Here is a 14,306-nt window from a genome sequence, read left to right as displayed (position 1 = left end):
GGCGGGCACGGGAATCCACGAAAGTCTATGTGGGCAAAGCTGGTGCACCGTCGGGAGCTCGGACGCCGGCAGACATCGACGCACGTCAGCGTCGAGAACGCGGGTGTGGCTCTCGCTGGCAACAGCAGCGTCGTTCGACGCGCTGTCCTCATCACCGCACCGGCACGGGCGACCGGTCGGCGACCCGACGAGCTCCAACGCGTCAGCGCCAGTTCACGCGCCAACGGCCGGGCAGGCACGCCATCCTCCCCGTCACGCCTGACCGTGGGCAGGTCAGCGCTGGTGGCCGCTCCCGGCCGGACGGCCACGTCCGGGCTGACCAACGACGGCATGCCGTCGACACCACCACCCCACGGCATGAAGGAGACATCTGATGTCCACACACAGGTCCCGGTTGGCATCCGTCGCGGTCGCGACGCTGCTGACCCTCGGCATGGGCGCTGCGATGGTCGGCGGCGGCCTCGGCGGCACCGCCCGGGCCGCGGACGTCGGCGCGGCGGCGGCGACGGCCGGCTGCGGCAAGGCGCCGACGCTGGCCAGCGGCACGCACACGATCCAGAGCAACGGGAAGAACCGCACGTTCATCCTGCGGGTTCCCGACGGCTACGACGCCAACCGGCCGTACCGGCTGGTCTTCGGGTTCCACTGGTGGGGCGGCACCGCGGTCGACGTCGCCACGGGCCAGACGGTGCAGCGGGACGTGTGGGCCTACTACGGCCTGCTGCGCCTGGCGGAGAACAGCACGATCTTCGTCGCGCCGCAGGGCATCGACAACGGCTGGGCCAACGCCGGCGGCGAGGACCTCACGTTCGTCGACGACATGCTCCGCCGGATCGAGGGCGGCCTGTGCGTCGACACGACGCAGCGGTTCTCCGTCGGCTTCAGCTACGGCGGATCCATGAGCTACGCGCTGGCCTGCGCCCGGCCGGACGTCTTCCGGGCGGTCGCCGTCCAGTCCGCCCCCGGCACGCTCAGCGGATGCAGCGGCGGCACCCAGCCGTTCGCGTACCTCGGGGTGCACGGCATCGGCGACAACATCGCCGGTGGGCGCTCGCTGCGCGACCGCTTCGTGCGCAACAACGGGTGCACGGCGGCGAGCCCGCCGGAGCCGAGGGCGGGCAGCCTCACGCACACCGTCTTCAGCTACTCCGGCTGCCGGTCCGGCTACCCGGTGGTGTGGGCGGCGTTCGACGGCGGCCACATCGCCGCGCCGCAGGACGGCGCCGGCGGCGACAGCGGCTCGCGGACCTGGGTACCGGGCGAGGTGTGGCGGTTCTTCACCCAGTTCGCCGGCACCCCGCCCACCACGCCGCCGACCACGCCGCCCACGACCCCGCCGACCACGCCGCCGACCAGCCCGGCACCGGGCGGGTGCGCCGCCAGCTACCAGACCACGGGCCAGTGGTCGGGCGGCTTCCAGGGCGAGGTCAAGGTGACCGCGGGCGGCACCGCCATCAGCGGGTGGCGGGTCAGCTGGACGCTCGCCGGCGGGCAGACGATCACCCAGATCTGGGGCGGCCGCAACGCGCCCGCCGGTAGCACCCAGAACGTCTCCAACGAGACCTGGAACGGCAGCCTGGCCGCCGGCACGTCCACGACGTTCGGCTTTCTCGCCAGCGGCTCGCCGAACACGCCGTCCCTGACCTGCACCAGCCTCTGAGCCGCGTGAACTGGAGAGATCATGTCTGAAGTGACACGAAGGAACGTGCTCAAGGCCGGGGCCGCGGGGGCCGGGGCCGCGCTGGTGCCGGCGGCGTGGAGCGCCGTCGCCCGCGCCGACTCGGCGGCGCCGCCGCAGGCGCTGGCAGCCGGTGACATGGCGCTGTGGTACGACGAGGGGGCCGGCACCGACTGGCTGCGTGCGTTGCCCATCGGCAACGGACGCCTCGGCGCGATGGTCTTCGGTAACGTCGACACCGAGCGGCTGCAGCTCAACGAGGACACCGTGTGGGCCGGCGGCCCGTACGACTCCGCCAACACCCGGGGCGCGGCCAACCTGGCCGAGATCCGCCGCCGCGTCTTCGCCGACCAGTGGTCCTCGGCGCAGGACCTGATCAACCAGACGATGATGGGCTCGCCGGGCGGCCAGCTCGCCTACCAGACCGTGGGCAACCTCCGGCTCGCCTTCGGCTCGGCCAGCGGCGTGTCGCAGTACAACCGCACCCTCGACCTCACCACCGCCACCGTCACCACCACGTACGTGCTGGGCGGGGTCCGCTACCAGCGTGAGGTGTTCGCCAGCGCCCCCGACCAGGTGATCGTGCTGCGGCTGACCGCCGACAAGGCGAACTCGATCACGTTCACCGCCACCTTCGACAGTCCGCAACGGACGACCATGTCGAGCCCGGACGCCAGCACGATCGCCGTCGACGGCATCTCCGGCAACATGGAGGGCCTCAACGGGTCGGTGCGGTTCCTCGGCCTGGCCCACGCGATCGCGACGGGCGGCACGGTCAGCAGCTCCGGCGGCTCCCTGCGGGTCTCCGGGGCCACGAGCGTGACCGTGCTGGTGTCGATCGGGTCCAGCTACGTCAACTACCGCACCGTCAACGGCGACTACCAGGGCATCGCGCGCACCCGGCTCAACGCGGCCAAGGGCGTGGCCATCGACCAGCTGCGCAGCCGCCACGTCGCCGACTACCAGGCGCTGTTCAACCGGGTGACGATCAATCTGGGGCGCACGGCCGCCGCCGACCAGCCCACCGACGTGCGGATCGCCCAGCACGCGAGCACCAACGACCCGCAGTTCGCCGCGCTGCTGTTCCAGTTCGGCCGCTACCTGCTGATCTCCTCCTCGCGGCCGGGCACCCAGCCGGCGAACCTGCAGGGCATCTGGAACGACTCCCTGGCCCCGTCCTGGGACTCGAAGTACACGATCAACGCCAACCTGCCGATGAACTACTGGCCGGCCGACACGACGAACCTGTCCGAGTGCTTCCTGCCGGTCTTCGACATGATCAAGGACCTGACGGTGACCGGCGCGCGCGTCGCCCAGGCCCAGTACGGCGCGGGCGGCTGGGTCACCCACCACAACACGGACGCGTGGCGGGGCGCGTCGGTCGTCGACGGGGCCCTGTGGGGCATGTGGCAGACCGGCGGCGCGTGGCTGGCCACGCTCATCTGGGAGCACTACCTGTTCACCGGCGACCTCGGGTTCCTCCAGACCAACTACCCGGCCCTGAAGGGCGCCGCGCAGTTCTTCCTCGACACCCTGGTCGCCCACCCGACGCTCGGCTACCTGGTGACGAACCCGTCGAACTCGCCGGAACTCGCCCACCACTCGAACGTCAGCGTCTGCGCCGGCCCCACGATGGACAACCAGATCCTGCGCGACCTGTTCGACGCCGCGGCCAGGGCCAGCGAGGCGCTCGGCGTCGACACCACCTTCCGGTCGCAGGTGCGTACCGCGAAGGACCGGCTGCCTCCGAGCCGCGTCGGCTCGCGCGGCAACGTCCAGGAGTGGCTCGCCGACTGGGTCGAGACCGAGCGGACCCACCGGCACGTCTCCCACCTGTACGGCCTGCACCCCAGCAACCAGATCACCAAGCGCGGCACCCCGGCCCTGCACGAGGCCGCGCGCAAGACGCTGGAGCTGCGCGGCGACGACGGCACCGGCTGGTCCCTCGCCTGGAAGATCAATTTCTGGGCCCGGCTGGAGGACGCCGCCCGCGCCCACAAGCTCTTCAAGGACCTGGTGCGCACCGACCGGCTCGCGCCGAACATGTTCGACCTGCACCCGCCGTTCCAGATCGACGGCAACTTCGGGGCCACCTCCGGCATCGCCGAGATGCTGCTGCAGAGCCACGCCGGGGAGCTGCACGTGCTGCCCGCGCTGCCGACGGCCTGGCCCACCGGGCAGGTCGCGGGCCTGCGCGGCCGGGGCGGCTACACCGTCGGCGTGGCCTGGACCAACAGCCAGATCGACGAGATCGCCATCCGCGCCGACCGCGACGGCACGCTGAAGCTGCGCGCGCGGCTGCTCACCGGCAGCTTCACCCTCGTCGACGTCACCGACGGCAGCACGCCGGCCGTCACCCGGCCGGAGACGGACGTCGTCGCGCTCACCGTCCGCGCCGGCCACACCTACCGGGCGGCGCGGCCCGGCGTCACGCCGTCACCGACCCTGACCCCCACCCCGACGCCCACCCCCACCACCACGCCCACCGGGTCGCCGACGCCGACGCCGACCCCGCCGCCGACCAGCTCGCCGCCGTCGTCCGGCGCGCGGGCGACGTACGCGGTGACGGGGTCCTGGTCGGGCGGCTTCCAGGGCGAGGTCACCGTCACCGCAGGCGCGACCGCGATCCGGGGCTGGACGGTCTCCTGGACGTTCCCCAACGGCCAGGTGATCAGCCAGATCTGGGGCGGCTCGCACACCCAGAGCGGGTCGAACGTGTCGGTGCGCAACGTCGACTACAACGGGGCGCTGGCGGCCGGCGCCTCCACCACGTTCGGCTTCATCGGCACGACGACCGGGACCAACAACCCGCCGACGAACCTCACCTGCACCACCACCTGACCGGCGCGGGGCGCGCCGTCGCGCCGGGCGGCCTCGGGGCCGCCCGGGCCGGCGCGCCCCGCCCGCCCGTCGGGTCCACCGCTCAACCCGCCGCTCGTCGGGTGCACCGCTCAGCCCGCCCGTTTCGGGGTCCACCGCTCCACCCACTCCGCAGTGGAGGCAGCATGAAGATCAGAGCTCTCGTCCTCAGCGCCGTGTTGGCGGGCACGGGCGGGCTGGTGGCGGCGACCGCGGCCCAGGCCGCCGCCGGCTGCCGGGTCGACTACACGGTCACCAGTTCCTGGCCGGGCGGCTTCGGCGCGACGGTCGCCGTCACCAACCTCGGCGACGCCGTCACCGGCTGGCGGTTGTCCTGGTCGTTCGCCGCCGGGCAGACGGTCACCCAGCTCTGGAACGGCACCGTGAGCCAGTCCGGCGCGCAGGTGACCGTCACCAACGCGGCCTACAACGGCAGCATCCCCACCGGGGGGACGGTCGACTTCGGCTTCAACGGCTCGTCGACCGGCAGCAACCCGACGCCGACCGTGTTCACCCTCAACGGCACGGCCTGCACGGGCGGGGTGGCCACGCCCACGCCCACCCCGTCGACGACGCCGCAGTCGCCCACCCCGACCCCCACGGCCGGCCCGCCGACCGGGTCGGGCGCGCGGGAGAAGGTCAACGTCAACCGGGGCTGGAGGTTCGTCCGCTCGGACGTCCCGGGGGCCCAGAACCCCGGCTACGACGACTCGACCTGGGTGCCCGTGGCCCTGCCGCACGACTTCGACGCCCCCTACGACATCAGCCCCACCAACAGCGGGAAGTCGTTCCACGTGGGCGCGGGCTGGTACCGCAGGCACGTCACCGCCCCCTCCTCCTGGACCGGCCGGCGCGTCGAAATCGAGTTCGAGGGATCGTTCGCGGTCACCGAGGTGTGGGTCAACGGCACCCGGATCGGCACCCACCGGGGTGGCTTCACCGGGTTCGCCTTCGACATCACCGGCGCGATCCACACCGGCGACAACGTGGTCGCGGTGCGGGTGGACAACTCCTGGCGGCCGGACCTCGCCCCGCGCACCGGCGACCACCAGTTCAGCGGCGGCATCTACCGCGACGTCTTCCTCAACGTCACCGACAACGTCCACGTCACCTGGTACGGCACCTTCGTCACCACGCCCGCGCTGACCAACCCGGCGTGGGACACCAGCAACGCGGCCTACTACCGCAACATCGACCTGGCGCAGTATCCGAGCGAGACCGACCTGCGCGCGAACCTCGCCGCCCGCCGGTCCAACGTGCGGGTCCAGACGGAGGTACGCAACGACGGCGGCTCCGCCATCGACGTCTACGCCCGACAGGAGGTGCGCCGGCAGGGGTCGAACACCGTGCTGGCCACGTTCGCCTCGCCCGTGCGGACCCTCGGCGCGGCGAGCACGGCGAGCCTCGACGCGCTCAGCGGCTCCCTGTCGAACACCGCCGCGATGCTGCAGAACCTCGACCTGTGGGCGCCGAACAACCCCGCGCTGTACACCGTGACGACCTCCCTGGTGGTCGACGGCACCGCCGACGGGGTGGTCATCGACGGCACGGTCGTCGACAGCTACCCCAGCACGTTCGGCTTCCGCAGCGCGCAGTGGAAGGTGGACGGCTTCCATCTCAACGGCGTCAGGACCCTGCTGTTCGGGGCGAACGCCCACCAGGACCACGGCGGGTGGAGCAACGTCGTCAGCAACTCCGGGTTCGAGCGCGACGTCCGCCAGATCCGCGAGGCCGGGATGAACTTCATCCGGGGGTCGCACTACCCGCACGACCCGTCCTTCGCCGACGCCACCGACAAACTCGGCCTGATGTTCTGGTCGGAGAGCACCTTCTGGGCCACCGCGACCGCCGGCCGGGAACCCACGCCGACCGGCAGCTCCAACGACTACCTCGCCGACGGCTACCCGCAGCGCACCACCGACGAGGCGGTCTTCGAGCAGAGCGCCATGGACGGGCTGCGCGACATGATCCGGGTCAACCGCAACCACCCCTCGATCATCAACTGGTCGATGGGCAACGAGGTGTTCTTCACGGCCTCGACCACCCTGAGCAAGGCCAAGGCGCTGGTGAGCAGGATGCGCGACTACTCCCACCAGCTCGACCCGACGCGCAAGGCGGGGATGGGCGGCGTGCAGCGCAGCGCGCTCGACCAGCTCTCCGTCTGCGACATCGCCGGCTACAACGGCGACGGCGGGAAGATCACCAACACCTGGATGCCGAACATGGTCTCGGAATACGGGTCGTACACCTCCGACCGGCCCGGCACCTACGACCCGACGTACGGCGACGTGAAGGACCCGGCCGACGGGACCCGGTTCAAGCTCACCACCGGCAGCGCCGGGCTGGCCATCTGGGCGGGCTTCGACCACGGCACGATCTTCGACCCCAGCTTCGCCCGGATGGGGATGATCGACTTCTACCGGCTGCCGAAGAACCAGTGGTACTGGTACCGGGCCAACAAGGCGCGGTGGACGGGCACCACGACCGTCGCCGACCCCACGCCCGTGGCCCGCGAGCAGTCCACGAGCGGCACCGCGACCAGGATGACCCTGGAGGCGGGGAAGAACTCGTCGACGACCATCACCAACGACGGCACCACGGACACCCAGCTCGTGGTCACGATGCGCAACGCCTCGGGGGCGTGGGTCAACAACAACCGGGCCGTCACGCTGACCGTCACCAGCGGCCCGGGCATCCTGCCCGGCGGCAAGACCTACACCTTCACCCCGGGCACGCAGATGTTCGACGGGAAGGCCGCGATCGAGTTCCGTTCCTGGTACGCCGGCACGACGACCGTCACGGCCCGGTCGGCGGGCCTGCCCGACGCCACCATCACGATCACGACCACCGACACCGTCGGCGCCGCGGGCGAGACCGAGCCGGCCAACTTCGGCAACTCGTCGCTCTGGCGCTGACCCCGACACCACCGACCGCGACAGGACACGTGACGCGCGATGCTCTGAGGGCGCGCCGGGGACGCCCGCGCCCTCAGAGCGGCTGAAGACGGGCCTTGAGCAGGCAGAACTCGTTGCCCTCGGGATCGGCGAGGACGTGCCAGGACTCCTCGCCGGTCTGGCCGATGTCGGCCCGGCGCGCCCCGAGCGCGAGCAGCCGTTCGAGCTCGGCGTCCTGGTCGCGGTCGGTGGCGTTGACGTCGATGTGCAGCCGGGGCTTCGCCGGCTCCGGCTCGTCGGTGGGGACGAGGATGATCGTCGGCTGTGGGCCGCCGAACCCCTCGCGCGGCCCGATCTCGATGCTGCCGTCGCCGTCGCGGTCGAGCACCACGAAGTCCAGCACCTCGCACCAGAACCGCGACAGCACCTCGGGATCGCGGCAACTGAGGACGAGCTCGCTGATCCGACAGGCCATCGACGCCACCTAACAGTGAGGGGAACAAGCATCGCGCTCCCGACGGTGGGAACACGCCGGAGACCGTACCGGGCGGGGCGGGCGGAAGCGACAGGGTTTTCAGCCCCCGCCGGGCCCTCCGGTGAGGACCACGTGCAGGTGGCGGGGGCCGTGGACACCCTCGACCCGGTCGAGTTCGATGTCGCTGGTGGCCGACGGACCGCTGATCCAGGTCAGGGGGCGGCGCGGGTCGAGGCGGGCGAGGGCGTCCGGCACGGTGGCGACGACCTGGTCGGCCCGCAGCACGCACACGTGCACGTCGGGCAGCAGGGTGACGACCCGGCGGCCCTGGTCCGGGCCCCCGTCGAGCACGATGGTGCCGGTCTCGGCGACGGCCACGGCCGCCGCGGTGACCACGCCGTCGGCCGCGGCGATCCGCGCGGCGTCGAGGCCGTCGTCGGTCACGGCGGTGACGCCGGGCGGCAGCCAGTGCGGGGGCAGCCCGGGCGGCACCACGACCCGCCGGCCGCCGAGCACCTCGTCGACGACCCGGGCGACGTCGGCGTCCGCGCACCGGTGCACGGTCGCCCGGTAGTCGGTGAGCCGGTCCGCGAGCACGTCCAGGTCGGCGGCCACGGCGCCGGCGGGCCGGTAGTCCCGGGGCACCTCGGCCGGCGGGGGCGCGGGTGCGGCCAGCGCGGCCCGCAGGCGGCCGAGGATCAGGTCGCGGGCGGTCACCGGTCGGCCCACCACTGGCGGAAGGTCTGCGGCGGCGGCTCCGGCAGGTCGCGGCTGGCCGTCCAGCCCGACAGCGGCGGGGGCAGGCCGCGCCCGCGCGGGCCGGCGAGCCGGCTCAGCTTCGCGCCGCGCTGCGCGGCCGCGTACAGCGCGGGATGGTCCATCGTGTACGCGGCGGCGGCCATCGCCGCCGCCTCGCCCCTGGGGTGCGGCGCTTGGCCGCGCAGGTGGACGAGGATGGACGGGATGTCGATCATCACCGGGCAGGCGTCGTAGCAGGCGCCGCAGAGCGACGACGCGTACGGCAGGGAGGCGTTGTCGGCGACGCCGGTGAGCTGCGGGGAGAGCACCGCGCCGATCGGCCCCGGGTAGACCGACCCGTAGGCGTGGCCGCCGGTGCGCTCGTAGACGGGGCAGACGTTGAGGCAGGCCGAGCAGCGGATGCAGTGCAGCGCCTCCCGGCCGACCGGGTCGGCGAGCACGGCGCTGCGGCCGTTGTCGAGCAGCACCAGGTGGAACGCCTGCGGGCCGTCGCCGGGGGTGACGCCGGTCCACATCGAGGTGTACGGGTTCATCCGCTCCCCCGTCGACGCCCGGGGCAGCAGTTGCAGGAAGACCTCCAGGTCACGCCAGGTGGGCACGACCTTCTCGATGCCCATGACGGTGATCAGGGTCTCCGGCAGGGTGAGGCACATCCGCCCGTTGCCCTCCGACTCGACGACGGCGAGGGTGCCGGTCTCGGCGACGGCGAAGTTCGCCCCCGACACGGCGACCCGGGTGCTCAGGAACGTCTCGCGCAGATGTCGGCGCGCGGCGGCGGCCAGGGCCGCCGGCTCGTCGGTGAGCGCCGGGTCCACCCCGGGCATGGTGCGCAGGAAGATCTCCCGGATCTCGGCCCGGTTGCGGTGGATCGCCGGCACCAGGATGTGGCTGGGCCGGTCGTCGCCGAGCTGCACGATCAGCTCGGCGAGGTCGGTCTCGACCGGCTCGATGCCGGCGTCCACCAGGGCCTCGTTGAGGCCGATCTCCTGGGTGGCCATCGACTTGACCTTCATCACCCGGTCGGCGCCGGCCGCCCGGACCAGGTCGGTGACGATCCGGTTGGCCTCGACCGCGTCGGCGGCCCAGTGCACCGTCCCGCCGGCCCGACCGACCGCCGCCTCCAGCTGCTGCAGCAGCTCGGGCAGGCGGGCCATGGTGTCCGTCTTGATCGCCCGGGCGGCGGCCCGCAGCTGCGGCCAGTCGGGCACCTCGCCGATCACGGCGGCCGACTTGGCGCGGATGGTGCTGGTGGCGTGGCCCACGTTGCGGCGCAGTTGGGCGTCACCCAACGCCCGCCGGGCGGCCACCGGGAACGGCTCGTCGCCGCGCAGGTGCCCGACGCCGGGCGGGGCGGTGGCCGGCATGCCGAGGAAGGTCTCGGTCATCGCGCACCTCCGGTGGCCGGCGTCGCGACCGCCCCGCCGGCCGGGTTCGCCTCGGTGCTGGCCAGGATCTCGGCCAGGTGCACGGTGCGCACGCCGGCGCGCAGCCGGGACAGCCCGCCGCCGATGTGCATGAGGCAGGAGGCGTCGCCGGCGGTGCACACGTCGGCCCCGGTGGCCAGCACGTGGCGCATCTTGTCGGCGAGCATCGCCGTCGACGTGTCGGCGTTCTTCACCGCGAAGGTGCCGCCGAAGCCGCAGCACTGCTCCGCCTGCGGCAGCTCCACCAGCTCCAGCCCGCGTACGGCGCGCAGCAGGCGCAGCGGCCGGTCGCCCACCCGCAGCATCCGCAGCGAGTGGCACGTCGGGTGGTACGTCACCCGGTGCGGATAGTAGGCCCCGACGTCGGTGACCCCGGCCACGTCGACGAGGAACTCGGACAGCTCGTACGTGCGGGCGGCGACCTCCTCGGCCCGGCCGGCGAGCCGCTCGTCGCCCGCCCGCCGGGCCACCGTGGCGTGCTGGTGCCGCACCGAGCCCACGCACGACCCGGAGGGCGCCACCACCACGTCGTACGGGGCGAAGACCCGCACGTGCCGGCGCACCAGCCGCAGCGCGTCGTCCGGGTAGCCGGTGTTGACGTGCATCTGCCCGCAGCACGTCTGGTCCTCGGGGAAGACGACCTCGTGCCCGAGGCGCTCCAGCAGCCGCACCGTCGCCACCGCCGCCTGCGGGAACAGGGTGTCGGCCAGGCAGGTCACGAACAACGCGACGCGCATCCTTCACCACCCATCCGTTCCTCGGCCGTTCGCCAGGCCGCCTGGTCGCCCCTCGGCTCGTACCGGACGAGGCGCTGCGTCGCACGCAGCAGGCCCCGCAGCGCGGCCAGGTCGCCGCCGACCACGCCGGCCGCCCGGGCCTGCACCAGGATGTTACCCAGCGCGGTGGCCTCGACCGGCCCCGCGACCACCGGCAGCCCGCAGGCGTCGGCGGTGAGCTGGCAGAGCAGCTCGTTGCGGGCGCCCCCGCCGACCACGTGCACGACGTCGACCGACCGGCCGGACAGCTCCTGGGCCTGGCGCACGGCACGCCGGTGGGCCAGCGCCAGGCTGTCCAGGACGCAGCGGACCGTGGCCGCCGGGCTGTCCGGCGCCGGCTCGCCGGCGCGCCGGCAGGCGTCGGCGATCCGCGCCGGCATGTCGCCGGGCGGCAGGAACACCGGGTCGTCGGGGTCCACCACGGACCGGAACGCCGGCTCCCCGGCCGCCTGGCGCAGCAGGGTGGGCAGGTCGACGTCGCCCCAGGTGCGCACCGACTCCTGCAGCAGCCACAGACCCATCACGTTGCGCAGGTAGCGGACGGTGCCGTCGACGCCGGCCTCGTTGGTGAAGTTGGCCCGCCGGCTCGCCTCGGTGAGCACCGGGGCGTCGAGTTCGACGCCGACCAGCGACCAGGTGCCGCAGGAGACGTAGGCGAACCGCTCGCCGGCCGCGGGCACGCCGACGACGGCGGACGCGGTGTCGTGTGAGCCGACCGCCACCACCTCGGGGGTGCCGGGCAGCCCCAGGTCGGGCCGGACCGGGCCGATCCGGGTGCCCGGCGGGTGCAGGGGCGGCAGCAGTCCGGCGGGGACCCCCGCCTCGACCATCAGGTCGGTGGCCCAGGCCCGGCGGCGCAGGTCGTACAGCTGGGTGGTCGAGGCGTTGGTGACCTCCGCGCCGAGGCGGCCGGTGAGCCAGTAGGTGATCAGGTCCGGGATCAGCAGGAGCCGGTCGGCGGTGGCCAGCTGCGGCGTGCCGGCCGCCGCGACCAGCTGGTAGAGGGTGTTGAACGGCAGCCGCTGCAACCCGGTGGTGGCGTACAGCCGCTCCCGGCCCAGGTGCTCCTCGACCCGCTCGGCAACCCCGTCGGTGCGCCCATCGCGGTAGTGCACGGGGTTGCCCAGCAGCGCGCCGGTGGCGTCGAGCAGCCCGTAGTCCACGGCCCAGGAGTCGACGCCGACGCTCGTCACCGGGCCGGCGGCGCGCAGCCCGGCGACGACCCCCTGCCACAGACGGAGGATGTCCCAGTGCAGGGTGCCGCCGACGCGGACGGGCACGTTGGGGAACCGGTGCGCCTCGGTGAGCGCCACCCGGCCCGGGCCGACGCGGCCGACCATCACCCGGCCGCTGGACGCGCCGAGGTCGACCGCGGCGACGTCGACGACGGCGCTCACCGGAGGAAGGCCGCCGCGACGCCGGCGTCGACCGGGACGTGCAGGCCCGTCGTGTGGGACAGCTCACCGCCGGTGAGCACGAAGACGGCGTTGGCGACGTGCTCGGGCAGCACCTCCCGCTTGAGCAGGGTGCGCTGGGCGTAGTACTCGCCCAGCCGCTCCTCGGGCACCCCGTAGACGGCGGCCCGCTTCGCGCCCCAGCCGCCGGCGAAGATGCCGGAGCCGCGCACCACCCCGTCGGGGTTGATGCCGTTGACCCGGATGCCGTGGCCGCCGAGTTCGGCGGCGAGCAGCCGGACCTGGTGCGCCTGGTCGGCCTTGGCCGCGCCGTAGGCCACGTTGTTGGGGCCGGCGAACAGGGAGTTCTTGCTGGAGATGTAGACGATGTCGCCGCCCATGCCCTGGTCGACGAGCACCCGGGCGGCCTCGCGCGAGACCAGGAAGGAGCCCTTGGCCATCACGTCGTGCTGGATGTCCCAGTCCGCCTCGGTGGTGTCCAGCAGCGACTTCGACAGCGACAGCCCGGCGTTGTTGACCACGAGGTCCAGGCCGCCGTAGGCGAGCACCGCCGCAGCGACCGCGTCGGCCACGGCCCCGGCGTCGGTGACGTCGACCGGCACGGCCACCGCGACGTCGGTGCCGCCCAGCTCACGGGCCACGGTCTCGGCGGCGGCGATGTCGCGGTCGGCGACGACCACGCAGGCGCCCTCGGCGGCGAGGCGGTGGGCGATCGCCCGGCCGATGCCGGAGCCGGCCCCGGTGACCAGCGCGATCCGGGTGGCGAGGGGCTTCGGCTTCGGCATCCGGGCGAGCTTGGCCTCCTCCAGGGCCCAGTACTCGATGCGGAACTTCTCCGCCTCGTCGATCGGGGCGTACGTCGACACGGACTCGGCGCCGCGCATGACGTTGATGGCGTTGACATAGAACTCGCCGGCGACCCGGGCGGTCTGCTTGTTGGGCCCGTAGCTGAACATGCCGACGCCGGGGACAAGGACGATCGCCGGGTCGGCGCCGCGCATCGGCGGGCTGTCCGGGCCCGCGTGCCGCTCGTAGTAGGCGCGGTAGTCGTCGCGGTAGGCCGCGTGCAGCTCCCTGAGCCGGGCGACGGTCTCCTCCAGCGGTGCCGACGGCGGCAGGTCGAGCACCATCGGGCGGACCTTGGTGCGCAGGAAGTGGTCGGGGCAGGAGGTGCCCAGCGCCGCGAGGGCGGGGTGCCGCTGCCGGGCGACGAAGTCGAGCACCACGTCGCTGTCGGTGAAGTGGCCGACCTGCGGGCGGTCGGTCGACGCCAGGCCGCGCAGGACCGGCGCGAGGGCGGCGGCGCGGGCCCGCCGCTGGGCCGGCGGCAGCGGCTCGTGCCCGGCGACGACCGGGCCGAACGGCTCGGGCCGGCCGTGCCGGTCGAGGTACGCCTGCGCCGTGCGGATGATCTCCAGCGAGTGGCGTTCGCACTCCCCGCTGGTGGCCCCCCACGCGGTGATGCCGTGCCCGCCGAGGACGACCCCGATCGCCTGCGGGTTGGCCCTGGCCACGGCGGCGATGTCGAGGCCGAGCTGGAACCCGGGCCGCCGCCACGGCACCCACAGCACCCGGTCGCCGAAGATCTCCTTGGTGAGCGCCGGCCCGTCGACGGCGGTGGCGAGGGCGATGCCGGCGTCGGGGTGCAGGTGGTCGACGTGCGGGGCGTCGACCAGCCCGTGCATGGCCGTGTCGATCGACGGGGCCGCCCCGCCCCGCCCGTGCAGGCAGTAGTCGAACGCGGCGACCATCTCGTCCTCCCGGTCGACGCCGGGGTAGACGTCGGCCAGGGCGCGCAGCCGGTCGAGCCGCAGCACCGCCAGCCCGGCCTCGGTGAGGGTGCCGAGGTCGCCGCCGGAGCCCTTGACCCACAGCAGCTCGACGGGCCCGCCGGTCACCGGGTCGGTCGCCTCGCCCTTGGTCGAGGTGTTGCCACCGGCGTAGTTGGTCGTGGTCGGGTCGGCACCGAGCCGGTTGCTGCGGGCCACCAGTGCCTGAACCTCGGAGTGCATTCCTTGTTTCCCCT

9 protein-coding genes are annotated in these 14,306 nt (G+C 73.4%); 3 read left to right on the top strand and 6 right to left on the bottom strand.

Going from position 1 to position 14,306, the window contains the following annotated elements:
* Positions 1 to 373: 373 nt before the first annotated feature.
* The 3 genes from ACVMYR_RS23685 (at position 374) to ACVMYR_RS23675 (ending at position 7,452) form a co-directional block, all read left to right on the top strand.
* Complete coding sequence (locus ACVMYR_RS23685; RefSeq protein ID WP_396788614.1) at positions 374 to 1,660, top strand: cellulose binding domain-containing protein; 1,287 nt, start codon at positions 374 to 376, stop codon at positions 1,658 to 1,660.
* A 21-nt stretch (positions 1,661 to 1,681) separates the two neighbouring features.
* Complete coding sequence (locus ACVMYR_RS23680; RefSeq protein WP_457122779.1) at positions 1,682 to 4,519, top strand: glycosyl hydrolase family 95 catalytic domain-containing protein; 2,838 nt, start codon at positions 1,682 to 1,684, stop codon at positions 4,517 to 4,519.
* Between the two features lie 164 nt (positions 4,520 to 4,683).
* On the top strand, positions 4,684 to 7,452 hold the full coding sequence (locus tag ACVMYR_RS23675) for a cellulose binding domain-containing protein (RefSeq protein ID WP_457122778.1): 2,769 nt from the start codon (positions 4,684 to 4,686) through the stop codon (positions 7,450 to 7,452).
* Positions 7,453 to 7,525: 73 nt separating this feature from the next.
* Here ACVMYR_RS23675 and ACVMYR_RS23670 read toward each other — a convergent pair whose 3' ends face one another.
* The 6 genes from ACVMYR_RS23670 to ACVMYR_RS23645 all read right to left on the bottom strand — a co-directional run bounded on the left by ACVMYR_RS23670 (position 7,526) and on the right by ACVMYR_RS23645 (position 14,292).
* Positions 7,526 to 7,906: a VOC family protein gene (locus tag ACVMYR_RS23670; protein ID WP_457122777.1), complete on the bottom strand. Its 381-nt coding sequence runs from the start codon at positions 7,904 to 7,906 to the stop codon at positions 7,526 to 7,528.
* A 99-nt stretch (positions 7,907 to 8,005) separates the two neighbouring features.
* On the bottom strand, positions 8,006 to 8,623 hold the full coding sequence (locus ACVMYR_RS23665) for a LutC/YkgG family protein (protein ID WP_431895656.1): 618 nt from the start codon (positions 8,621 to 8,623) through the stop codon (positions 8,006 to 8,008).
* Positions 8,620 to 10,050 (bottom strand): lactate utilization protein B, encoded by a 1,431-nt coding sequence (locus tag ACVMYR_RS23660; RefSeq protein WP_077939709.1) that lies wholly within the window; start codon positions 10,048 to 10,050, stop codon positions 8,620 to 8,622. The genes ACVMYR_RS23665 and ACVMYR_RS23660 overlap by 4 nt, the downstream gene beginning before the upstream one ends.
* Positions 10,047 to 10,826, bottom strand: a complete 780-nt coding sequence (locus ACVMYR_RS23655; protein ID WP_431895652.1) for a (Fe-S)-binding protein — start codon at positions 10,824 to 10,826, stop codon at positions 10,047 to 10,049. Before ACVMYR_RS23655 ends, ACVMYR_RS23660 begins: the two co-directional genes overlap by 4 nt.
* Positions 10,805 to 12,262, bottom strand: a complete 1,458-nt coding sequence (locus ACVMYR_RS23650) for a rhamnulokinase (protein ID WP_457122776.1) — start codon at positions 12,260 to 12,262, stop codon at positions 10,805 to 10,807. The genes ACVMYR_RS23655 and ACVMYR_RS23650 overlap by 22 nt, the downstream gene beginning before the upstream one ends.
* The gene (locus ACVMYR_RS23645) at positions 12,259 to 14,292 is read right to left on the bottom strand and encodes a bifunctional aldolase/short-chain dehydrogenase (RefSeq protein ID WP_457122775.1); all 2,034 of its coding nucleotides are present in this window, start codon (positions 14,290 to 14,292) and stop codon (positions 12,259 to 12,261) included. The genes ACVMYR_RS23650 and ACVMYR_RS23645 overlap by 4 nt, the downstream gene beginning before the upstream one ends.
* Positions 14,293 to 14,306: the final 14 nt, after the last annotated feature.

This window comes from Micromonospora sp. PTRAS2 (assembly GCF_054052245.1).
Note: the sequence above shows the minus strand (reverse complement) of the source record. Positions and strands in the feature narration are given on the sequence as shown.